25 protein-coding genes and 1 pseudogene are annotated in these 21749 nt (G+C 72.8%); 11 read left to right on the top strand and 15 right to left on the bottom strand.

The window, feature by feature from the left end; genetic code table 11:
• Positions 1-60: 60 nt before the first annotated feature.
• Together VMR86_04705 and VMR86_04700 are read right to left on the bottom strand one after the other, a co-directional pair.
• A complete protein-coding gene (locus VMR86_04705; GenBank protein ID HTO06338.1) occupies positions 61-1518 on the bottom strand; it encodes a sigma-54 dependent transcriptional regulator in 1458 nt (485 codons plus the stop codon).
• A complete protein-coding gene (locus VMR86_04700; protein ID HTO06337.1) occupies positions 1515-2540 on the bottom strand; it encodes a PAS domain-containing sensor histidine kinase in 1026 nt (341 codons plus the stop codon). The genes VMR86_04705 and VMR86_04700 overlap by 4 nt, the downstream gene beginning before the upstream one ends.
• Before the next feature lie 269 nt (positions 2541-2809).
• Between VMR86_04700 and ligA the strand changes: the two genes are divergently transcribed.
• Positions 2810-4789 carry an NAD-dependent DNA ligase LigA gene (gene ligA, locus VMR86_04695; GenBank protein ID HTO06336.1) on the top strand — a complete coding sequence of 660 codons (1980 nt, stop codon included), beginning with the start codon at positions 2810-2812 and terminating at the stop codon, positions 4787-4789.
• Here the strand turns inward: ligA and rsmI are convergent.
• On the bottom strand, positions 4764-5627 hold the full coding sequence (rsmI, locus tag VMR86_04690; protein HTO06335.1) for a 16S rRNA (cytidine(1402)-2'-O)-methyltransferase: 864 nt from the start codon (positions 5625-5627) through the stop codon (positions 4764-4766). The genes ligA and rsmI overlap by 26 nt on opposite strands.
• An 85-nt stretch (positions 5628-5712) precedes the next feature.
• Here rsmI and VMR86_04685 point away from each other — a divergent pair, with 85 nt between their 5' ends.
• The gene (locus tag VMR86_04685; protein ID HTO06334.1) at positions 5713-6084 is read left to right on the top strand and encodes a YraN family protein; all 372 of its coding nucleotides are present in this window, start codon (positions 5713-5715) and stop codon (positions 6082-6084) included.
• Between the two features lie 11 nt (positions 6085-6095).
• On the opposite strand, the gene VMR86_04680 is transcribed toward VMR86_04685, so the two are convergent.
• The 6 genes and pseudogenes from VMR86_04680 to rpsP form a co-directional block, all read right to left on the bottom strand.
• Positions 6096-8021: a hypothetical protein gene (locus tag VMR86_04680; protein HTO06333.1), complete on the bottom strand. Its 1926-nt coding sequence runs from the start codon at positions 8019-8021 to the stop codon at positions 6096-6098.
• Positions 8022-8095: 74 nt separating this feature from the next.
• Positions 8096-8422 (bottom strand): annotated as a pseudogene (gene rplS, locus VMR86_04675) (50S ribosomal protein L19).
• Positions 8419-9117, bottom strand: coding sequence for a tRNA (guanosine(37)-N1)-methyltransferase TrmD (gene trmD / locus VMR86_04670; GenBank protein HTO06332.1), 699 nt, complete (start codon positions 9115-9117; stop codon positions 8419-8421). The pseudogene rplS and the gene trmD overlap by 4 nt, the downstream one beginning before the upstream one ends.
• On the bottom strand, positions 9114-9704 hold the full coding sequence (gene rimM, locus VMR86_04665; GenBank protein HTO06331.1) for a ribosome maturation factor RimM: 591 nt from the start codon (positions 9702-9704) through the stop codon (positions 9114-9116). The genes trmD and rimM overlap by 4 nt, the downstream gene beginning before the upstream one ends.
• A 3-nt stretch (positions 9705-9707) precedes the next feature.
• Positions 9708-9974, bottom strand: coding sequence for a KH domain-containing protein (locus VMR86_04660; protein ID HTO06330.1), 267 nt, complete (start codon positions 9972-9974; stop codon positions 9708-9710).
• Between the two features lie 7 nt (positions 9975-9981).
• The gene (gene rpsP, locus VMR86_04655; protein HTO06329.1) at positions 9982-10239 is read right to left on the bottom strand and encodes a 30S ribosomal protein S16; all 258 of its coding nucleotides are present in this window, start codon (positions 10237-10239) and stop codon (positions 9982-9984) included.
• A 287-nt stretch (positions 10240-10526) separates the two neighbouring features.
• Here rpsP and VMR86_04650 point away from each other — a divergent pair, with 287 nt between their 5' ends.
• On the top strand, positions 10527-10886 hold the full coding sequence (locus tag VMR86_04650) for a DUF721 domain-containing protein (protein HTO06328.1): 360 nt from the start codon (positions 10527-10529) through the stop codon (positions 10884-10886).
• Here VMR86_04650 and VMR86_04645 read toward each other — a convergent pair.
• Positions 10883-12094, bottom strand: coding sequence for a cytochrome P450 (locus VMR86_04645; protein ID HTO06327.1), 1212 nt, complete (start codon positions 12092-12094; stop codon positions 10883-10885). The two genes, VMR86_04650 and VMR86_04645, sit on opposite strands and share 4 nt — an antisense overlap.
• Positions 12095-12114: 20 nt before the next feature.
• Positions 12115-12768 carry a helix-turn-helix domain-containing protein gene (locus VMR86_04640; GenBank protein HTO06326.1) on the bottom strand — a complete coding sequence of 218 codons (654 nt, stop codon included), beginning with the start codon at positions 12766-12768 and terminating at the stop codon, positions 12115-12117.
• A 99-nt stretch (positions 12769-12867) separates the two neighbouring features.
• On the opposite strand from VMR86_04640, the gene VMR86_04635 reads away from it, so the two are divergent.
• The 4 genes from VMR86_04635 to VMR86_04620 are packed head-to-tail and all read left to right on the top strand — an operon-like array spanning position 12868 to position 15683.
• On the top strand, positions 12868-14442 hold the full coding sequence (locus tag VMR86_04635) for an AAA family ATPase (GenBank protein HTO06325.1): 1575 nt from the start codon (positions 12868-12870) through the stop codon (positions 14440-14442).
• A 3-nt stretch (positions 14443-14445) separates the two neighbouring features.
• The gene (locus VMR86_04630) at positions 14446-15093 is read left to right on the top strand and encodes a zinc ribbon domain-containing protein (protein HTO06324.1); all 648 of its coding nucleotides are present in this window, start codon (positions 14446-14448) and stop codon (positions 15091-15093) included.
• Positions 15094-15097: 4 nt separating this feature from the next.
• On the top strand, positions 15098-15475 hold the full coding sequence (locus VMR86_04625) for a DUF1257 domain-containing protein (protein HTO06323.1): 378 nt from the start codon (positions 15098-15100) through the stop codon (positions 15473-15475).
• Between the two features lies 1 nt (position 15476).
• A complete protein-coding gene (locus VMR86_04620) occupies positions 15477-15683 on the top strand; it encodes a DUF2997 domain-containing protein (protein HTO06322.1) in 207 nt (68 codons plus the stop codon).
• 169 nt (positions 15684-15852) lie between these two features.
• Here the strand turns inward: VMR86_04620 and VMR86_04615 are convergent, their stop codons facing one another.
• Genes VMR86_04615 through alr form a run of 4 tightly spaced genes read right to left on the bottom strand, consistent with a single transcriptional unit; the run spans position 15853 to position 19549 of the window.
• Positions 15853-16515 (bottom strand): 4Fe-4S single cluster domain-containing protein, encoded by a 663-nt coding sequence (locus VMR86_04615; GenBank protein ID HTO06321.1) that lies wholly within the window; start codon positions 16513-16515, stop codon positions 15853-15855.
• 6 nt (positions 16516-16521) lie between these two features.
• Complete coding sequence (locus VMR86_04610) at positions 16522-17118, bottom strand: L-threonylcarbamoyladenylate synthase (GenBank protein ID HTO06320.1); 597 nt, start codon at positions 17116-17118, stop codon at positions 16522-16524.
• On the bottom strand, positions 17115-18386 hold the full coding sequence (gene purD, locus VMR86_04605) for a phosphoribosylamine--glycine ligase (GenBank protein ID HTO06319.1): 1272 nt from the start codon (positions 18384-18386) through the stop codon (positions 17115-17117). The genes VMR86_04610 and purD overlap by 4 nt, the downstream gene beginning before the upstream one ends.
• 32 nt (positions 18387-18418) lie before the next feature.
• Positions 18419-19549, bottom strand: coding sequence for an alanine racemase (gene alr / locus VMR86_04600; protein ID HTO06318.1), 1131 nt, complete (start codon positions 19547-19549; stop codon positions 18419-18421).
• Positions 19550-19589: 40 nt separating this feature from the next.
• Here alr and thiS point away from each other — a divergent pair, with 40 nt between their 5' ends.
• From thiS to VMR86_04580, 4 genes are all read left to right on the top strand, one after another.
• Positions 19590-19793 carry a sulfur carrier protein ThiS gene (gene thiS / locus VMR86_04595; protein ID HTO06317.1) on the top strand — a complete coding sequence of 68 codons (204 nt, stop codon included), beginning with the start codon at positions 19590-19592 and terminating at the stop codon, positions 19791-19793.
• Positions 19790-20569: a thiazole synthase gene (locus VMR86_04590; protein HTO06316.1), complete on the top strand. Its 780-nt coding sequence runs from the start codon at positions 19790-19792 to the stop codon at positions 20567-20569. The genes thiS and VMR86_04590 overlap by 4 nt, the downstream gene beginning before the upstream one ends.
• The gene (locus VMR86_04585; protein ID HTO06315.1) at positions 20566-21192 is read left to right on the top strand and encodes a thiamine phosphate synthase; all 627 of its coding nucleotides are present in this window, start codon (positions 20566-20568) and stop codon (positions 21190-21192) included. The genes VMR86_04590 and VMR86_04585 overlap by 4 nt, the downstream gene beginning before the upstream one ends.
• Positions 21189-21749: trypsin-like peptidase domain-containing protein (locus VMR86_04580; GenBank protein HTO06314.1), on the top strand; the 561-nt coding region annotated here is incomplete at its 3' end. The genes VMR86_04585 and VMR86_04580, both read left to right, overlap by 4 nt.

The following is a 21749-nucleotide window of genomic DNA, read 5'->3' as shown; positions in this document are numbered from 1 at the left end:
CTACATATTACGGGAAGTGCAGGTGACCGGAGAGACTTTTCCGCGAAGAATGCCCGGCGCTCACTCGCCCAGGCCGCATTCCTTGATCTTCTGGAGCAGCGTCTTGTACGACACTTCCAGGATCCGGGCGGCCTTCTTGCGATTCCAATTGGTCTGGTAGAGGACCCGCTTGAGCGCTTCGCGCTCGGCGTCCCGGGCCGCCTTGCGGCCGATGTCGCGCAGCGAGATGGGGCCGGACAGAGCCGGCCCCCCCTCGGACTCCGGCTCTGCCGCCTCGGCGGGAGACGAAGCCGCCGCCGTGCGCCCGGCCGCGGCCGTCGCCCCGAAGATCTCTTCTGCGATCGCATCCTCGCTCTGTAGGACGACGATGCGTTTGACCATGTTCTCCAGCTCGCGGACGTTGCCGGGCCAGCCGTAGTCGAGGAATCCGCGCATCAGGCGCTCCGAGATCCCGTTCAGCTGACGGCCGTACTTGGCGCTGTACAGCTGGCGAAAGTGGTCGACCAGGACCGGGATCTCCTCGCGGCGCTCGCGCAGCGGCGGGATCCAGACGTTGACCACGTTCAGCCGGTAGTACAGGTCCTCCCGGAAGCCGCCCTTTCGCACCATCTCTTCGAGGTTGCGGTTGGTGGCGGCGAGCACGCGCACGTCGACGTGTACGTCGGTGTCGCCGCCCAGCCGGGAGAACTCGCCGTCCTGCAGGACCTGCAGGAGCTTGGCCTGGAGCTTCGGGCTCATCTCCCCGATCTCGTCCAGGAACATGGTGCCGCCGCTGGCCACCTCGAACTTGCCGGCTTTGCGGGACGAAGCGCCGGTGAAAGCGCCGCGCTCGTAGCCGAAGAGCTCGCTCTCGAGCAGCTCCTCGGGCAGCGCCGCGCAGTTCACCTTCACGAAGCGGGCGTCGCGCCGGTTCGACAGGTCGTGAGTCGTGCGCGCCACGACCTCCTTGCCCACGCCGGACTCGCCGTGGATCAGGATCGTGACGTCGGCGTCGGAGACCTGCTCGAGAATCTCCTTGATGCGCGACATCTTGTCGCTCGCCCACAGGAAGCCCGTGCGCTCGCGCGCCTCGACCTCGCGCAGCCGGTCGCGCAGCTCGTCGCGGTCGCCCTTCAGGTTCTCGATCTCGAGCACCTTCTTGAGCGCGATCTCGAGCTCTTCCTCCTCGAAGGGCTTGTTGATGTAGTCGGCCGCGCCGAGGTTCATGGCATCGACCACGGTGCCCGCCTTTCCGACGACGGACAGCATGATCACCGGCACCTCGGGCATGAGCTGCTTGATCTTGCGCAGTGTCTCGATGCCGTCGATGCCGGGCATCATCACGTCGAGCACCACCACGTCGGGGCGCGCGCCGCCGTTGAGCAGCTCCATGGCTTTGAGCCCGTCCTCGGCCAGGAGGACGTCGTAGCCCTTCATCGGCAGCAGGCTCTTCAGATACGTGCGGATGACCTCGGCGTCGTCGACGACCAGGATCGTCTTGCGCTGCGGCACCGTGCGCGGAGCTCCGGCTCGCCTCATCGCGCGTCTCCCCGGTGACCCGGCAGAGTGACTCGGAACAGGCCGTAGCCCAGGTCGGGCACCGCCTCGATCCGGCCGCCGTGCGCGGCCAGGATGCGCACGCAGATCGCGAGCCCCAGGCCCACGCCCGACGACGCCGCGCCGGGCGCGCGCGGGCCGCGCACGAACGGCTGGAACACGCGCTCCGCATCGGCGCCCGACAAGCCCGGGCCCTCGTCGCTCACCGCCACTTGCAGCACCGCCCCACCGTCGAGCTCCGCCAGGTCGGTGGCGATGCGCACGCGTGCGCCTTCGGGCGAGAAGCCCGCGGCGTTCGCGAGCAGGTTCACGAACACTTGCTCGAGCCGCTCGGCGTCGCCGAGCAGCGTGTCGGGACTTGCGCCGAGCTCGCACTCGACCTTCACGCCGCGGTCGGCCAGCAGCGGCCGGGCCGTGCGCAGGGCCAGCTCGATCACGTCGTGCAGGCGCACCGGCTTGCGGCCGCTGGGCAGCGGCTCACCACTGCGCGCCAGCTCGAGCAGGTTGTCGAGCAGCGGTCCGACGCGCTCGATCGCGCGCCGCGCCTCGCGCACCCAGGTCCAGTGCCCGGGCTCGAGCAGCCGGTCGCTCTCGCTGCCGAGCCAGCGCAGGTAGCCGCGGACTGCGGTCACCGCGGTGCGGATCTCGTGCTCGATCATGCCGATCTGCTCGCCCCCGAGCGGGGCGTCTCCGCCGGCCGCGGGGCGCGCGCGCAGCTCGGTCGCCAGCCGCCAGACTTCGCGCTCGAGCCGGCTCTCGCGCTCGCGATCGATCACCAGCCACAGGTCGGACCCGAAGCGCTCGAGCGAGATCGGGCGCAGCCGGCCGTTCAAGTCGCGCAGGCCGAAGCCGTCACCCGGCTCCAGCTCGATCAGGGGCCGGTCGCCGGCGTCGGTGAACAGCTCGGCGATCTCCCGCCCCACCAGCTCGCTCGGGGGCAGGCCGGCGAGCCGGCCGAAGGCACCGTTCGCGGCCGCGATCCGGCCTTCGGCGAGCCGGACCACGCCCCGGTCGAGAGCTTCGATGAGGTCCCTCGATTCCCCTTCGGACAGAGCCGCATCCATCGAGATCCTCTTCGGCACCAGCTTACCCAAGAGTGAACCTTTTCTTCCCTTCCTTTTGCTCGCATGGGCACCCTACCCATGCTCGGGATTGCTCGCATGGGCACCCTACCCATGCTCGGGATTGCTCGCGTGGGCACCCTACCCATCTTCGGGATTTGTCATGATCGAAACCTGCCGTGGCGAATCGGGATGCGAAGCTTCGGGAGCGCTTGGATCAGCTCCGCCGGGAGATCGACTTCCACTCGCGGCAGTACCACGAGCTCGACGCGCCTCAGATCGCCGACGCCGAGTACGACCGCATGTTCCGGGAGCTTCTGGCCATCGAGGCGGCTCACCCGGAGTGGGAGGATCCGAGCTCTCCCAGCAAGCGGGTTGGATCTGCCCCCGCGCCCGGCTTCCGGGTCGTGGAGCACGCCGTCCCCATGCTCTCGCTCGACAACGCGTTCTCCGGCGAGGACCTGGCCGCGTTCGACGCGAGGATCCGGAAGTACCTGGGCCGGACCGAGCCCATGGCCTACACGGCCGAGCCCAAGTACGACGGGGTGGCCGTGACGCTTCGCTACGAGCGGGGCTTGTTCGTGCTCGGCGCCACGCGCGGTGACGGCCGGCGCGGCGAGGACGTGACCCACAACCTGCGCACGGTGAAGACCGTGCCCAAGAAGCTGACCGGCGCGCCCGAGGTGCTCGAGGTGCGCGGCGAAGTGCTGATGCGCCGCGCCGAGTTCGCCGAGCTCAACCGCGAGCGCGCCGCCCAGGGGCTCGAGGTGTTCGCCAACCCCCGGAACTCCACCGCCGGCACGCTGCGCCAGCTCGATCCCAAGGTCGCGGCCGCACGGCCGCTCGAGCTGTTCGCCTACGGCGTCGGCGAGGGCGAGACGAAGCTCGGCACGGCGACTCACTCCGAGCTGCTCGATCGCCTGGTCGAGCTCGGCTTCCGCATCGACCGCAGCCGCATCGCCGCCGGCGGGATCGAGGTCGCGCAGGCCTTCCACGCGCGCCTGCAGCAGGAGCGCGACGCCCTGCCCTACGAGATCGACGGCACGGTGGTGAAGGTCGACTCACTCGCGCTGCGCGAGCGGCTGGGCACCTTGAACCGCACGCCGCGCTGGGCAGTCGCCGTGAAGTTCCCGCCGCGCCAGGAGACCACGCGCGTGGCCGCGATCGAGACCTCGGTCGGGCGCACGGGCGCGCTGACTCCGGTGGCGGTGCTCGAGCCGGTGCAGATCGGCGGAGTCACGGTGACCCACGCGGGCCTGCACAACCAGGACGAGGTCGACCGGCTCGACATCCGCGTGGGAGACACGGTGTTCGTCGAGCGCGCGGGCGACGTGATACCGAAGATCGTCAAGGTCGTGCACGAGAAGCGCCCGCCCGGGACGGCGCCCTTCCGGCTGCCGACGCACTGCCCCGTGTGCCACACCGTGGCGGTGCGCGCCGAGGGCGAGGTCGCGCTGCGCTGCCCGAACCTGGAGTGTCCCGTGCAGGTGCGCGAGGTGATCCGGCACTTCGCGAGCCGCGACGCGCTCGACATCGACGGGCTGGGCGAGCAGCGCATCGACCAGCTGCTGGCGGCCAAGCGCGTGCGGCGGCCTTCGGACCTCTTCTCGCTCAGCGCCGGGGAGCTCGCCGAGTACGAGCGCATGGGCGAGAAGTCGGCGCAGAACCTGGTGGCCGCGATCGAGAAGGCCAAGGACGTGACGCTCGCGCGCTTCCTGCTCGCGCTCGGGATCCGCCACGTGGGTGAGCGCGGCGCGGGCATCCTGGCCCAGGCCTTCCCCGACCTCGACGCTCTGCTCGAGGCGCCGGTCGAGCGCATCGAGGCGGTCGACGAGATCGGGCCGACGATCGCGCGCGCGGTGCGCGAGTGGCTCGACGATCCCGCCAACCGCGCCGAAGTGACTCGCCTGCGCGCCGTGCTGCGCATCCAGAGCGGCCCGTCGCGCGCGCACGCGCGAAGCGACCGGCTCGCGGGCAAGACCTTCGTGATCACCGGGACGCTCGACGAGCCGCGCTCGACCTGGAAGGAGCGGCTCGAGGCGGCGGGCGCCAAGGTGAGCGGATCGGTGTCGAAGAAGACCGACTATCTCCTGGCCGGCGAGAACGCGGGCTCGAAGCTCGAGAGAGCGCGCGAGCTCGAGGTCGCGGTGATCGACGAGGCCGAGGCTAGCCGCCTGGTTTCCGGCGGATGACTCGGGCGTAGACCTCCGAGCGCGGCAGACCGAAGCGCGCGGCGACTTCGCGCGCCGTGTCTTTCGCGGACTGGCCGGCGGCGCGCAGGCGCTCGATCTCGGCGTCGAGCTCTTCGTCACTCGCCACGGGCATGGGTGACTCGCCGGGGCCCTCGACCACGATCACGAGCTCGCCGCGCAGGTCGTCGAGCGCGACCTCGCCCAGCACCCCGCGCGTGATCGTCTCGTGGCGCTTGGTGAGCTCGCGCGCCAGCGCCACGCAGCGCGGTCCGAGGGCCGCGCGCAGGTCGGCGAGCGTCTGCGCGGCGCGGTTGGGCGCCTCGAACAGCACGAGCGTTCCGGGGAACGCCGCCAGCGCGGCGAGCTCCCGCGCGCGCTCCGCGCCGCGCCGGGGCAGGAAGCCGGCGAACGCGAAGGGGCGCGCCGCAAAGCCCGAGGCCACGAGCGCCGCCAGCAGCGCCGAGGGGCCCGGCACGGGCACGACCGCCGCGCCCGCGTCGAGCGCCGCGCGCACCAGGCGCTCGCCGGGGTCGGAGACGAGCGGCGTGCCGGCGTCGGACACGAGCGCGATCGCGGCGCCGCGCGCCAGCCGCGCCAGCAGCTCGGGCACGCGCCGCGCCTCGTTGTGCGCGTGCAGCGAGACACGCGGGGTCGCGATCTCGAAGCGCTGGCACAAGAGCGCCGTGTGGCGCGTGTCCTCGCAGGCGATCACCTCGACCTCGCGCAGCACGCGCTGCGCGCGCGGCGAGAGGTCCTCGAGGTTGCCGATCGGCGTCGCGACCACGTAGACGGTGCCGTGCGCGTCGCCTATCGTCGGCTCAGTTTCCCATGATCGCATGGGCACCCTACCCAGGCTGTCCGATGATCGCATGGGCACCCTACCCATGCTCACGCGCCTCACCCCGCACACGAGAGGCCGCGGGATGAAGCCACGGGACCGGCGCGCTGCCGGACGCGCCGGCGAGGAGCTGGCGCGGGAGTATCTCGAGCGCGCGGGCTTCCGCATCGTGGCGCGCAACCTGCACCTGCGCCACGCCGAGCTCGACCTGGTCGCGCTCGACGGCGCCACGCTGGTGTTCGTCGAGGTGCGGCTGCGCCGCGGCGACCGCTACGGCAGCGCCGCGGAGTCGGTCGACGCGCGCAAGCGCCGCCGGCTCACGGCGGCGGCCAGCGCCGCGCTCGCGCGCGGGGAGCTGCCGCGCGCCGCGCGCTATCGCTTCGACGTGATCGCGATCGACTCGGCGCACGATCCGCCGCGCCTGACGCACCTGCGCGACGCGTTCTGGGCGCAGTGAGTCGCCGGGGCTCAGAGATCGAGACACTTCGCCGCGTGCTCGGCGAACGGCGCGTCGCCCGCGGAGGCGTGCACGACCTGGATCACGGCCGACAGACGCTTCAGCGCGCGCCCCAGCGCGCGCGCCTCGACCTCGCCGCGGATCGGCAGCTCGGGCCCGAGCAGGAGCGGCACCCTGCGCTCGCCGGACAGTGCTTCCAGCAGCGCGAGCTGGAGCGCAAGACACACCAGCGCACGCTCGCGGTCGGGCAGCGCCAGGTACGGCTGCTCGTCGCGCGCGGCGCCGCGGAACACCCAGCTGCCGTCGTCGGCACGGCGGGCCGCGGTGAACGTGCCGGCCGTGAGCGCGCGCAGATACACGGTGAGCGCCGGCGCCACGCGCGCGCGGATCTCGGCCTCGCTGCGCCCCAGCAGGCGCGCCGCCGACTCGACCAGCGCCCCCGGTCCGCTGGGCCGCGGCACGGTGACCGGCTCGAGCGGCGTGGCTTCTCCAGGGTCGTCCTCGAACGGAAGCGGGTGCGGGACTTCGGGCTCGGCGGCAGCGCTCGGCGGGGCAGCCGGCAGCGGCGGAAGCTCGGGCATCGGAATCTCGGCCGGCAGCGCGAGCAGCGCGTCGCGCGCGGCGCGCACCGCCTGCACGGCCTCGCCCTGGCCGCGCTCGCGCTCGAGGGCGGCCAGCTCGTCGCGCGCCTCGGTCGGATGCTTCGCGCCGAGCTCGGCCATGCGCTGCTTCTCGCGCTCGGCGCGGCCCACGAGCTCGCCGTAGCGGGTCACGGCCGCGGCAAGTGACTCGACCGAGTCCATGCCCAGCGCGATCAACAGGCCGCGGATCTGCGCGCCCTCGGTCTCGAAGCGGCGCTCCGAGCCGCGCTCGCGCACGCGCAGCGCCGCGAGCAGCGCCTCGGTGCGGCCCAGCTGGGAACGCGCCGCGCGCGCCATGAGCAGCGCCCCGCACAGCGCCACCAGCCCGAGCGCCGCGAGCAGGTAGCCGACCGGATAGCCGACCGCGCCGGCGGCGGCGCCCGCGGCCCCGAGCGCGAGCCCCAGGCCGATCGGCACCAGCTGTCGGCGCGGCGTGCCGCGCAGGCGCGCGCGCTCGGCCAGCACCTCGGCGCGCGTCTCGTCGATCGCCTTGCGCTCGGTGTCGCGGCTCGCGGCCAGCGCGCGGAAGTGAGTCAGGCGCGCGTCGAAGTCGTCGACCACCTCGGCCAGCGCGGCATGCTTCTCGAGCTCCGAGAGCGTGCTCTCGTGCTCGCGTTGCAGGCGGACATACTCCGCGTCGGCGGAGCGCAGCTGCTGCAGGCGCTCCTCGCTGCGCACGCGGCCGCTGCGCGCCGCGGCCAGCGCGTGCTCGAGAGCGGTCTCGCGCCGCGCGCGCTCCTGGGCCAGCGCGAGCGTGCGCTCCTCGTGCTCGGCCAACAGCCTCGCGCGCTCCGCCGCGCGCGCCAGCGCGTCGGAGTCGGGAGTCACTCTGGGCGCCGCGCGCGGCGCCGGCTGGGGCTTGGCGCGGCGCATGGGCAGGAGCTCGTCGCCGCTGCCGGCCGTCATGCCGGCGGTGTGCAGGCGGCGGAAGTCCTCGGGCGGCGGCAGCCCCACCGCGAGCGCGTACTCTTCGATCTCGCGCGGGTCGCTCGACAGCGCCTGGTAGCCGCCGTCCTTCGCGTCCTGTCGGCCGAGGCTGATGCGCTGGCGCGCGAAGTCGGCGGCGATCACGTAGGCGTCGCTGCGCAACGCGAGTGACAGCACCGCGCGGCCGCGCGAGTCACGCCGCGCGATCTCGTCGCTGGCCGGATACAACAGCGCCTGCAGCAGCTCGATGAAGCGCCGCGCCGCGCCGGCGTCTCGGAAACGCACGGCGGTGTAGCCGGGGTCGAGGCCGAGCGGATGATCCCCCGCCGGTGCCGAAAGGCCGCGAAGGTGGATCCCGTGGATCCTCATGCGTCGGAGGGCGTCTCCTTGGGGGGTTCCGCCGCGCCGGCCGGTGCCACGTCCTCGACGGCGAAGGTCTCGCGCTCCTTGATGCGCGCCGCCTTGCCGGACAGGTCGCGCAGATACGTGAGTCGCGCGCGCCGCACGCGGCCGCGGGACTTCAGCTCGATCTTGGCGATCGAGGGCGAGTGCAGCGGGAAGATGCGCTCGACGCCGACGCCGTACGAGATCTTCCGCACCACGAAGCTCGACGACGCGCCGGCGCGCCTCCGCTGCAGGACGATGCCTTCGAACACCTGCACGCGTTCCTTGTCGCCTTCCACGATGCGCACGTGCACGCGCACGGTGTCACCGGCCCGGAAGTCCGGCAGGTCGCGTTCGGGGGTCTCGAGCTCCTTGAACTGTCTCATCGCTTGGCTCCATTCGACACGAGAAGATCGGGCCGCCGCTCGCGAGTGACTCGCTCGCCTTCGCGCGCGCGCCAGCGCGCGATCTCGGCGTGATTGCCCGACAACAAGACTTCGGGGACGGCCAGGCCGCGGAACTCCCGCGGCCGGGTGAACAACGGGTGCTCCAGCGCGCACGCCGAGAACGAATCCGCCTCGGCCGAGACCGGATTCCCCAACACCCCCGGAACCAGACGGGTCACGGCTTCCGTCACGACCAAGGCCGCGGCCTCACCCCCCGCCAGCACATAGTCTCCGATCGAGAGCGGCTCCGCACCCGTCAGGGCGAAGATTCGCTCGTCGAAGCCGGCGTAGCGCCCGGCCAGGAGGACGATCTGCGGCGCGCCGGCGAGCTCGCGCGCGAGCGTCTGGTCGAAGCGCCGGCCGCGCGGGCAGAGCGCGAAGACGCGGGCAGCGGGCCCGGCCAGCGCCTCGACCGCCGCCACCACGGGCTCCGGGCGCAGGACCATGCCGTCGCCGCCGCCGTAGGGCGTGTCGTCCACGCTGTGGTGCCGGTCCAGGGTGAAGTCGCGCAGGTCGGTGACCCGCACGTCGAGCAGGCCCTCCTGGCGCGCCGCACCCAGCAGCGAGCCCGAGAGGAAGTGCTCCACGAGCTCCGGGAAGATGGTGACGATGTCGATGCGCGGCCCGGCGCTCATCGCCCGCCCTCCGCCAGGAGCTCGGCAGGCGGATCGAGCCAGAGCTCGCTGCGCTCGCGGTCGACCTTCAGGATGAGCGCGTCGGTCGCGGGCAAGAGCAGGTCCGGGCCGCTCGGCCGGCGGAGCACGAACACGTCGGCGCCCGCGGTCGGCACGATCTCGACCAGAGTACCGAGCTCGGCGCCGTCGCGGCCCAGCGCCCGCAGCCCGAGCAGGTCGCGCCAGTAGAACTCGCCCTCGGGGAGCGGCTGCAGGCCGGCTTCGGCCACCAGCACCGCCGCGCCGGCGAACAGCTGGGCGCGCTCGCGATTCTCGAGGCCCGCCAGCTCCAGGCGCACGCGCGCACGGCCCCCCGGGCCCTGGCCCGCAGACTCCGCATGCACCACACGGAACGGGATCGTGCCGGGCTCGCCCGCGAGCCGGAGCTCGCGCGCCGCGATCAGGTTGGTCGGGTCGTCGCTATGGAGCGCGACGAGCAGCGAGCCGTCGAGGCCGTGGGAACGCAGCACCCGGCCGAGCTCGACCCAGTCTCGAACCGCTCGGCCTTGCGGCGCTGCGGTGGAGTTCGCGCTTCGACTCGACGCCACGTCTCACTCCTGGTCGTCCTCGTAGTCGTCCTCGAACTCTTCGTCTTCTTCGTCTTCGCCGTGACCGGCGATGTCGACGTCCCAGCCGCCGCCCGCCGCGGCGAGCAGCGTGCGGATGGCCTTGGCGGTCTTGCCTCGCCGGCCGATGATCTTGCCCACGTCGTCCGGAGCGAGCCGCAGCTCGACGACCTTGTCGTCGGCCGCGTAGACCTCGATCTGGCCCGGCTCGTCGGCGAGCGTCTTGGCGATGAACTCGACGAGCTCCTTCATGGCGGCCCTACGCGCTCGGCGACGCCGCGGCCGCGCGCTTGTGGCGCGTGACGAGCGTGCGAACGGTGTCGGAGAGCTGCGCCCCGCGCTCGATCCACTTGGCGAGCGCCGCCTCGGAATACTGGATGCCGCCGGAGCTGCGTGGCTCGTAGGTGCCGAGCAGCTCGAGCACCCGGCCCTGGCGCTTCTTGCGCTGGTCCATCACGACGATGCGGTAGGACGGCTTGCCGCGCGCGCCGGTGCGATAGAGGCGGACTTTGACCATATGGGGATCCTTCCGCCGGGGCGCTCTGACGGCCCGGCGAGCGAGGGCGCGAAGCTATAAGGGGTCGCGCTTGGCGTCAACGTTTGTGCGCGACTCCTCCTTACGGCGCGAGCAGTCCTCGCACGCGTAGCGGACGACGTGGCGCTGGCCGAGCCGGTCATACCCCTGGTCGAGCGCGACCCGCCGCACGCGCTCGCTCTCGGCGCCGCAGAAGTCACAGCGCAGGGACTGGGGTTTTCGGGTCGGCATTTCGGCGCGGAGCGTACCACGTCGGTTACGATGCGGCCGTGGAGACGCGCCCGCCCCGCCACGCGAATCCCACCCCGCCGCGCAGCGCGCCGGGGCGGCGCCGCAGCTCGACCGAGTCCCTGGGGTCGCTCCTGCCCAAGCTGCTCGACGAGGTCGGGCTGGGGGCGACGGCCGGAGCGGTGGCGGTGATCCGGGCCTGGGACGAGGCGCTCGGCCCCGAGCTCCGCGCGCACTGCCGGCCCGACGGGGTGCGCAACGGCGTGATCCAGGCGCGCGTGCGCGACTCGGCCTGGATGCAGCGCATCCAGCTCGAGAAGCCGCGCATCTTCGCGCGCCTGCGCGCCGTGCTCGGCGACCAGGCACCCGCGCAGCTCCGGCTGCGGATCGGACCGCTCTAGGGGGCCTCGAAGCGCACTGGCAGAGAAGCCGGGACGCGGAACAGCGAGTCACTCCACTTCAGCGGCTCGTCGCCGAGCGAAAGGCTCGGCAGCCGGCGCACCAGCGTGCCGATCGCGGCCTGGGTCTCGAGCCGGGCGAGGTGCGCGCCCAGGCAGAAGTGCGCGCCACCGCCGAAGCCCCAGTGCGGCGCGCCGCGGCGCGCGATGTCGAAGCGCTCGGGGTCTTCGAAGGCGCGCGGGTCGCGGTTCGCGGCGCCCAGCATGGCCAGGATCGGTGTGTCTGCCGGGAGTGTCTGGCCGTGCCACTCCACGTCTTCGTGGAGCACCCGCAGCGTGGCGAGGATCGGCGGGTCGAAGCGCAGACACTCCTCGACGGCGCTCCCGATCAGGCCGGGATCGGCGCGCAGCTTCGCGAGCTGGTCGGGATGGAGCAGGAGCTGGCGCATGCCCAGGCTGATCAGCCCGATCGTGGTCTCGAAGCCGGCGGCGAGCAGCCCGACCGACTGCACGAGCAGCTCGGCGCTGGTGAGTCGGTCGCCGTCCTCCTCGGCGCGGATCAGCTCCGAGACCAGGTCCTCGCCCAGGTTCTTGCGCCGCGCCTCGATCATGGCCTCGAAATACTCGACCAGCTTCTCCAGCGCGGGCCGCGCGCGCGCCATGGCCTCGGTGGGCGCGAACTGCACCACCAGCGCGTGCGTCGCGTTCGCGGTCCACTCGGTGAAGCGCGGCCGGTCGGCGAGCGGCACGCCGAGCATGAGACAGATCACCGTCGAGGGCACGATGCGCGCCACGTCCTCGGCCACGTCGAGCGTGCCCTTGGCGAGCACGCGCTCGACGCACGCGTCGCACACCGCCTGCACCTCGGGCCGCAGCCGCTCGACCATGCGCGGGGTGAACGCCTTCGCGACGAGCTTGCGCAGCCGCGTGTGCGGCGCGCCGTCCTGCAAGAGCATGAACGCGTTGGGGTCGAAGCGCTCGCCCGGGCCGACGTCGGGAATCACGAAGGGCGTGCCGTCGCGCTTGCGCATGCCGCAGCGCACGTCGCGCAGGAGCCGCCCCACGTCGTCGTAGCGCGCCAGGCCCCACAGTCCCAGCGGAGTCTTCACCAGCGGCTGCGCCTCGCGCAGCATGTTGAGCACGGGGTACGGGTTCGCGCGGAACGCGTCGTCGGCGATGCCGAACACGGCGGGGCGCTTGGGCTGCTCCATCGGTCTCTCCTGCTCGCGAGTCACTCGGGCGCGATGCCCGCGTAGGCGAGGAACATGCGGGTGAGCTCCGCCGCGAGCCGGTCGTCGTCGAGCGCGGCCACCGCGCCTTCCTGCGCGGCGAACAGGACGCGCGCCTGGATGAACGCGAACGCGAACTCGAGCGCGAGCGCGACCGCGAGCTCGGGCTCGGGGTGGGTCATCTCGGCGCGGCGCGCCAGGAACAGCGCGCGCATGCGGTCGGTGAGTCGCTCGTGGAAGCGCTGCACGCGCGTGGCGAGGCTCGCCTGGTGCGCGGAGCGGAACACGAACGCGCACACCAGGCGGGCGTGCTGGCGCAGCCGGCGCAGCATCTCGCGGTTGCAGGCCTCGATCAGCTCGCGCGTGGGCCGGCCGCTCCAGCGCGCGGGGTCGGCCAGCTCGTCGAGCACGCGGTGCATGTCGGCGAAAAAGCGCTCCTCCAGCGCCGCGAGCAGCGCGTTCTTGTCCTTGAAGCGCGCGTAGAAGCTGCCGGTCGAGGAGCGCGCGCGGCGCACCACCTCGGGGATCGACAGGCTCGCCAGGCCCTCGCGCTCGATCGTGGCCTGGGCGGCATCGAGGATGCGCCGGGCCGTCTCCTCGCTGCGCGCCTGCTTGGTCGGCGAGATGGAGCTCAGCAATTTCAATGAGTTGGCCATGGTCACCGCACCAACTAGAACTAGAACCTGATTCTATTATCGGCCGGCGCCGGCAGGCAAGGCTCAAGCCGTGCGCGCCGGCCGCCGACCCGGGCTCGGATGAGCGCGAAGCCGAGTCACTCGCCCCTCGCCGGGTTCGTCGAAGAGCTCGACCTGCACGTGCGCGCCCGCTACCCGCTGCTCTACCTCTCGACCTGGGAGGAGCAGCGGCTCGACGACGTGCTGGCGAAGCTCGCCGAGACCCACGGCAAGACACTCGTGACCTGGTCGATCACCCAGGGCCTGCGCCGCCGTGACCCGCGCGCGGGCACGGGCGGCATGTCCGATGGTCCGAAGGACCCGACCGAGGCGCTGACCGCGGTCGGCCAGCTCACCGACCCGAGCCTGGTGGTGTTCAAGGACTTTCACCCGTATCTCAACGACCCCACGGTCGTGCGCGCGCTGCGCGAGCTCGCGCAGCAGCTCAAGAGCTCCTACACCACGCTGATCCTCGTGTCTCCGGTCGTGAACATCCCGACCGAGCTCGAGAAGGACGTGTGCGTGCTCGACGTGCCGCTGCCGTCGACTCACGACCTGGGCGTGCTCTTGCGCGACATCGTGCGCGTGGTGCGCGAAGGCAAGCGCGCCACCGTCGAGCTCACTTCGGAGACGGTCGAGCCGCTGCTCAAGGCGGCGCTGGGACTCACGCTGTCGGAGGCCGAGAACGCCTTCGCCAAGGCGATCGCCCAGGACCAGAGACTCGCGCCCGACGACGTGTCGGTGATCCTGGCCGAGAAGCGCCAGGTGATCCGCAAGAGCGGGCTGCTCGAGTTCTGCGGCTCCGACGAGAGTCTCGCCACCGTGGGCGGGCTCGAGAACCTGAAGACCTGGCTCGGCCGGCGCGCGAACGCCTTCGGCGACAAGGCGCGCGCCTTCGGGCTGCCCGCGCCCAAGGGTCTCTTGCTCTTGGGCGTCCAGGGCTGCGGCAAGAGCCTGACCGCGAAGGCGATCGCGGCGACCTGGCAGCTGCCCCTCCTGCGCCTCGACATGGGCCGGATCTTCAGCGGCCTGGTCGGGTCGTCGGAAGAGAACATGCGCCGCGCCACGCGCGTGGCCGAAGGCGTCGCGCCTGCGGTGCTGTGGGTCGACGAGCTCGAGAAGGGGCTGGCCGGACTGGGCGGCTCCGCGAACGGCGACAGCGGTGTCTCCGCGCGCGTGTTCGGCTGCTTCCTGACCTGGCTGCAGGAGAAGACCGCGCCCGTGTTCGTGGTCGCGACCGCGAACAAGATCGACGCGCTGCCGCCGGAGCTCCTGCGCAAGGGCCGCTTCGACGAGATCTTCTTCATCGACCTGCCGAGTGACTCCGAGCGGCGCCAGATCTTCGCGATCCAGCTCGCGCGCTACAAGCGCGACCCGAAGGCCTTCGACCTGGCCGCGCTGGCCAAGACCGCCGCGAGCTTCAGCGGGGCCGAGATCGAGCAGGCGATCGTGGCGGCGTTGTTCACCGCCTACTCGGACGGCGTCGACCTGCAGCAGAGTCACTTGATGGACGCGATCGGCGAGACCCTGCCGCTGGCCGTGACCATGAAGGAAGACATCGACCGCCTGCGCGAGTGGGCGCGCACGCGCACGCGCGCCGCCTCTGCGGCCGGCCCGGGCGAGCGGCCCGCGCCGCTCGCGTCGCGCTTCGGCTGAGTCATGCCCGGACCCTTCGACCGCTTCCGCAACCTCGAGCGGCCCCGGCCCGAGCGCGAGGGCGAAGCCGAGCCCGAGCCGACACCGGACGGTGTCGCCGAGCGCTTCGGCCAGCCGGACATGCCGCCCGACGCGTCGGACGCCGCTCCGGTGCGCTGCCCCAAGTGCGGCGGTGAGAACCCGGTGCGCGCCGCCGCCTGCTTCAACTGCGGCGCCGAGCTCGACACGCCCGAGGTGCGCGCGCACCGCGTCGAGGAGAAGGCGCGCTTCGCGGCCGAGCAGCGCCGCGCCAGCGCTCAGCGCGAGGCGCGCCGCCGCGAGGCCGAAGCCTACGCCGAGCGCGAGCTCGCCCGGCACAAGGCACAGCTCGAGCAGAAGTCGGCGCCGACCTCGGACGTCGACTCGGGCCAGAGCAACGTGCCCGTCGCCTGGCTGTGGCGCGCCACGGGCCAGGTCTCCGACCCGTGGATCCGGCTCGTGCTGCAGCTCGCGATCATCGGCGGAGTCGGCGCGCTCGTGCTGTACGGCATCAGCAGCCCGGGCCGCTACGGCCTCTTGATCCTGGTCGGGATCCTGCTCGGCGGCGGCAGCTATGTGGGCGGCTACTACGGCTACGGGCGCTACGGCCGCTACCGCCGCTGGTGGTGGTGAGCCGATGTCGCAGTCACTCGAGATCAGCCTGGTGCTGGCCAGCGTCGAGTTTCTGGCCGACGCGATCGCGTCGCTGGGCGCGACCTTGCGAGAGTGCCGGCAGCTCAGGACCCGGGACGGCCGCAGCCACACGGTCGACCGCGTGGCGACCGACGTGGACGGAACCGAGGTCGGCGTGCGCATCGACCCCAGGACCCAGCAAGCGGTGCTGGTCTCCGAAGGCTGCGGCTCGAAGGCCCAGGCCTTCGCGCAGCGCATCGCCCAGCGCTACGCCTACGCGCGAGTCACCGACGAGCTGCGCCGCAAGGGCTACGACCTCGGCCAGGAGAGCCGAGCCCCCGACGGCACCGTGCGCCTCGTGGCCACGCGCTGGGGAGCCTGACGTGGCGACCAAGGTAGAGCTCGAAATCCAGATCGACCCCGACGGCACCGTCCACATCGAGACCAAGGGCCTGAAAGGCGAAACCTGCCTCCACGAAACCGAGTCACTCGAAAGAGCCCTGGGCAGCGTGCGCTCGAGAGAGAAGACGAGCGAGTTCTACGGGAAGGCAGAGGTCAAGAGCGCCTCCACGCGCCGCGCTCCGGGCTAAGTGCAGTCCACGTCGACGATCGATCCGACTCCAACTCATCGTCCGCGCAGGCAGATCGATCAGGCGCGAGCAGCATGCGGCCCGAGCCAGCAGCCGCACCGAACGCGGGCGACCAGAATGAGTCAGCCAGATGCTCGCCGCGTCCGGAAAAAAGGGGAGAAAGAGTCCCTCATTCGCGAGCGGGGCCGGGCATCTGCCCTGACGAGTGGGTTTCGCAGGAGTCTTCGACGAGAAGGGACCCGCGAGGAAGGGCAGATGCCCGGCCCCGCGAAGCGCCGAGAAGCTCCGGCCAGCCGTGCAAGCGCACCGTCCCGTCGGGCGCGATCTCGACTCCTACCTCACGAACGACGACACACTCGATTCCTGACCGATATCGGGCCGTCAGGAAGTGAAAGCGCTGGTTCGTCGACCCGACCCAGCGCCGCTGCGTCTCGGGACGGGTGCGGTCGTACGGCCCGTCGACGAGCAGGTCGGTGGCGGCGAGCAGCGCGCGGGCTTCTGGCCGCGTTCGGAGCTCCTCGAGCGCGTAGCCGCTGAAGACCATCACCGACAGCCCGAGTGACTGCGCCGCGCGCGCCAGCTCCGCCAGCGGCTCGGCCTGGTCGAACGGCTCGCCGCCGAGGAAGGTGACTCCCTCGAGCTCGCCTGCCAGCGCGCGCAGGCGCTCGGCCAGGGCGTCGGTCGTGACTCGCTGGCCGCCGCGGGCCGCGAACAGCTGCGGGTTGCAGCAGCCGGCGCAGCGGATGCGGCAGCCCTGGACCCACAGGGCGAACCGCGCCCCCGGGCCCTCGCAGGTCGTGCGCTCGACCCGCCCGCCGATCCGCAGCCTCATGCCTGTCTATCGGAGGACGGCCTCCTGCACGCGAGCGAAGTCGAGCGCCCCGGCGCGCAGCAGCCGGAGCGCGCCATCGGCCGCGACCGCGACCACCGTCGACGGCGCGAGGCCGGTGGCCGGCTCGCCGCCCAGCACCGCCAGGTCGGGCCCGAAGCACGCCTCCACCTCGGCGCCGCTCGTGCACGGGGGCTCGCCCGTTCGGTTGCAGCTGGTCGACACCACGGGCGCCGGCGCGGCGCGCGCGAGGGCGGCGGCGCTGGGCTGTGGTGAGCAGCGGAAGCCGACGCCGAGCTCGGTCGCGACCGCGGCGAAACGCGGGTCGGAAACCGCCACCACGATCGTGAGCGGCCCGGGCCAGAAGCGCGCGGCCAGCCGCGCCGCCGCGGCCGGCAGCGGGCGGGCGTGCTCGGCCAGCGCTGCCGCGTCGCGCACCAGAACCGACAGGCCGCGGTCCGCCGCGCGCCCCTTCGCGGCCAGGAGTGACTCGAGCGCGTGCGGCGCGAAGGCGTCGGCGCCCAGCGCGTAGACCGTCTCGGTCGGGTAGGCCACCAGCTCTCCGCGCGCGAGCCGCGCGACGGCCTGTTCCAGAGCGACGATCACCCGCGCGGCTGCGCGACGTCGCTGCGGCTGAACGCGCCCTCGAAGCGGACCCGGCGCACGGCGTCGTAGGCGCGGGCGCGCGCGTCCGCGAGGTCGCGCCCGCGCGCAGTGACTCCCACGACCCGCCCGCCGGCGGTCTCCCAGCCGCCGTCGGCGCTGCGGCGCGTGCCGGCGTGGAACGCCTTCACGCCCGCCAGGCCGGACAGTGACTCGAGGCCCTCGATGCGCCGGCCCTTGGCGTACTCGCGCGGGTAGCCGCCGCTCGCCACGACCACGCACACCGCGGCGTCGGCCAGGCGCGGCGCTGCACCCGCTTCCGGCAGCCGGCCCTCCGCCGCGCCGACCAGCAGCGGCACGAGGTCGGAGTCGAGCCGCATCAGCAGCACCTGTGTCTCCGGGTCGCCGAAGCGCGCGTTGTACTCGATCACGTACGGCCGCCCGTTCTGGATCATGAGCCCCACGAACAGCATGCCGCGGAACGGCCGGCCCTCGGCGCGCATGCCGGCGAAGGTGGGCCGCACGATGCGCTCCACGACCTCGCGCTCGAGTGACTCGTCGAGCACCGGCGCGGGCGAGATCGCGCCCATGCCGCCCGTGTTCTCACCGCGGTCGCCGTCGAGCGCGCGCTTGTAGTCCTGCGCGTGGCCCAGCACGAACGAGCGCTCGCCGTCGCACAGCGCGAACAGGCTCGCCTCGGTGCCGGTGAGACGCTCCTCGATCAGCACCGTCTCGCCCGACGCCCCGAAGCGCCGCTCGCGCATGGCCTCGCGGATGGCCGCGAGCGCCTGCTCCGGCCCGTCGCACACGCTCACGCCCTTGCCCAGCGCCAGGCCGTCGACCTTCACCACGCAGGGTCCGCCCAGCGCGCGCACGTGCGCCTCGGCGGCCTCCGCCGAGCTGAACGCCGCGTGACTCGCGGTGGGAATGCCGTGGCGCGCCATGAACTCCTTGGCGAAGCGCTTGCTCCACTCCAGCTGCGCGGCGGCGCGGCTCGGTCCGAACACCGCCACGCCCGCCTCGGCCAGACGGTCACTCACTCCGGCGGCGAGCGGGTCGTCGGGCCCGATCACCACGAAGTCGACGCCTTCGCGCTTCACGAGCTCGAGCACGGCGCCCGCGTCGCACGGATCGACGGGCAGCACCCGCGCCTCCTGGGCGATGCCCGCGCTGCCGGGCGCGGCCAGCAGCTCGTCGACCAGGGGGCTCTTCGCGATCGCCCAGGCGAGCGCGTGCTCGCGGCCGCCCGAGCCCAACAGCAACACTCGCATGAGCGGCGATTTACTCGCGGGGGCGCGCCCGGTCAAGTCGGAATGCGCGGCACGCGCGGCCCGATCCGCACCAGCACCTCGTACGAGATCGTGCCCACGGCGCTCGCCAGCTCGGCGACCGGCAGCTCGAAGCCGCGGCGGCGTCCGAACACCAGCGCCACGTCGCCCGGGCCCGCGGGGTCGGCGGTCGGCACGGCCACGGTCGCCAGGTCGCAGGAGACACGGCCCACGATCGGCGCGCGCCGGCCACTCACTGCGACCGACGCCCGGCCGCCCGCCGCGCGCGGCAGCCCGTCGGCGTAGCCGACCGCCAGCGTCAGGATGCGCGTCGCCTCGACGGCGCGAAACGCGCCCGCGTAGCCGATCGGCGTGCCCGCGGCCACGTTCTTGGCGTGCACCACGCGCGCGCACAGACTCATCACCGGCTCGAAGGGGTGACCGCCCTCGAGCGTGGGGTCGACGCCGTAGAGGGCGATGCCCGGCCGCACCGCGTTGCAGCCCTCGGCGGCGCCCCGCACGATGCCCGCGGAGTTGTCGATGTGCAGCCACTGCGGAGTGACTCCCGCGGCGCGCACCCGCCCCACCAGCTCCGCGAACAGCGCGCGCTGGCGCGCCGTCTCGGGCGAGGCCGCGTCGTCGGCGCACGCCAGGTGACTCATCACGCCCACCACGCGCACACGCCGCGCGCGCACGGCGCGCGCGAGCAGCGCATCGAGCTCGCCGGGCGTGGCGCCGAGCCGGCCCATGCCGGTGTCGAGCTCGAGGTGCACGCGGCACTCCTGGCCCGCGCGCGCGGCCGCCGCGTCGAGCCATTCCAGCGGCTCGGCGCGGGAGAGCACCGGCTCCACGTCGAGCGCGAGCGCGCGCGCCGCCTCGTCGGCGTCCTGCACGCCGCCCAGCACCAGCAGCGCCGCGCGCAGCCCGGCGTCGCGCAGCTCGGCGGCCTCGTCGAGGCTGATCACCGCGAACGCGTCGCAGCCGGCCGCCGCGAGCGCCCGCGCCGCGGGCACCGCCCCGTGCCCGTACGCGTTCGCCTTCACCACGGCGATCACGCGCTTGTCCTGCGCGCGGGCGCGGATCGCGCGGTAGTTGCGCGCGAGCGCCGCCACGTCGATCTCGGCCCACGCGCGAGTCTGCGCGCGGCTGTCTCTGGCCTCCCCCACACGCTTCAATCTAGGGGAGCTTTCGGCTAACGTCCCGCGAGTGAACTACGTGTTGAACGGCGAATCTCACTCGACCCCCGCGCCGTTGACGGTGCTCGAGCTGCTGCGGAACTTCGAGCTCGCCCAGCGCCGCGTGGCCGTCGCGATCAACTCCGAGGTGGTGCCGCGCTCGCGCTTCGCCGAGGTGTGGGTGCGCGACGGAGACAAGGTCGAGGTGATCCAGGCCGTCGGAGGCGGAGCGTGACCTCGACTTACAAGCTCGGCGGCCTCGAGCTGCGCTCGCGGCTGATCGTGGGCAGCGGCAAGTACAAGAGCTTCGAGGAGAACCGCAAGGCGCTCGACGCCAGCGGCGCGGAGATGACCACGGTCGCGGTGCGCCGCATCGACCTGACCCGGCGCGACGCGGGCTCGCTGCTCGACTTCATCCCGCCGGACCGCTTCCACATCCTGCCCAACACCGCCGGGTGTACCACGGTGAAGGAGGCAGTGACCACGGCGCAGCTCGCGCGCGAGCTGCTCGACACCCGGATGGTGAAGCTCGAGGTGATCGGTGACTCGCGCACGCTGTTCCCGGACACGCCGGCCACGCTCGAGGCGGCGCGCATCCTGGTCGCGGAGGGCTTCACCGTGTTGCCCTACATCACCGACGACCCGGTCGCCTGCATGCGGCTGGAGGAGATCGGCTGCGCCGCGGTCATGCCGCTGGGCGCGCCGATCGGCTCGGGGCTCGGGATCCGCAATCCCGCGAACATCCGCATCATCCTGGAGAGTGTCTCGTGCCCGGTGATCGTCGACGCCGGCGTGGGCACGGCCTCCGACGCCGCCATCGCCATGGAGCTCGGCTGCACCGCCGTGCTCATGAGCACCGGGATCGCCGCCGCCAAGGACCCGGTGAAGATGGCCCACGCCATGAAGCTCGCCGTAGAAGCGGGCCGCGCCGCCTACGAGGCCGGCCGCATGCCGAGGCGCCTGCACGCGCAGGCGTCGAGCCCCGAGACGGGACTCGCCGACCTGTCTTGATCCCGCGGCTGGGCTACTGGACCGACGGTGTGCGCGGCTGCGCGGGCCGCGACCCGTGCGACGTGATCGAACGCCTGGCGCGCGGCGGCGTCGAATTCGTCGTGCTGCGAGAACGGGACTGGTCTGTCGGCCAGTGGAGTGAGTGTGTCGCGCGGCTGGCGAAGGCGCGCGCCGCGGGCCTGCGCCTGCTGGCCGGCCGGCGGCTCGACCTGGTTCGCGCGCTCGGTCTGGACGGCGTGCACCTGGGCGCCGAGTCCGTGCCGGTGGCCGAGGCGCGCGCGTTTCTCGGCGCGGCGGCGTGGATCGGCTACTCGGCGCACTCGCGCGCCGAGGCCGAGCAGGCGGCCGCGCAGGGTGCGACCTACGTCACTCTCTCGCCGATCTTCGCGACCGGCTCCAAGCCGAGTGCCGCGCCGCGCGGCTGTGCCTGGCTGCGCGAGGCCGCGGCCGGGCTCGCCGTGCCCGTGCTCGCCCTGGGCGGCGTGACGGCGGCGCGCGTGCCCGAGCTGCGGCGCGCGGGCGCCGCGGGCGTGGTGGCGATCGCGGCCCTGGGCGCAGCCCCCGACCCGGAGGCCGCCGCGCGCGAGTTCCGGCGCGCATTGGCCGATGAGGCAGGAGCATGAAGCTGCGCGCCGCGCTCGTGAGTCTGGTGTTCGTATCCGCCGGATGCGCCGCGCTGCCGAGCGCGCTGGCCAAGGACGCGCTCGACGAGCTGCAGGCGCGCATCATCGAGATCAACCGGACGGTCTCGCCCTGCGTGGTGCACATCGAGGCTGCGGTGCGCGTGAACGGCCGGCGCAACCTGCAGGAGGGCTCCGGCTTCCTGATCGACCCGGCCGGCGTGCTGCTCACCAACTGGCACGTCGTGGACCGCGCCGAGAAGGTGAGCGTGATCGTGCCCGGTCGCGACGGCCGCTACGAGGCCGAGATCGTCGGCACCGACAAGCAGACCGACGTCGCGGTGCTGCGCATCTCGCCGCACGACGGCGAGAAGCCGTTCCGCGCGGTCACGATCGGTGACTCCGACAAGCTGCAGGTGGGCGAGTGGGTGATCGCGATCGGCAACCCGTACGGCCTCGAGGGCTCGGTGTCACTGGGCATCGTGTCTGCCAAGGGCCGCGACCTGCGCACCGAGCAGCTGCTCAACGACTTCATCCAGACCGACGCCATGATCGACCAC

The sequence above is a fragment of the Myxococcota bacterium genome (genome assembly GCA_035498015.1).
Classification (GTDB): Bacteria; Myxococcota_A; UBA9160; order SZUA-336; family SZUA-336; genus VGRW01.
Note: the sequence above shows the minus strand (reverse complement) of the source record. Positions and strands in the feature narration are given on the sequence as shown.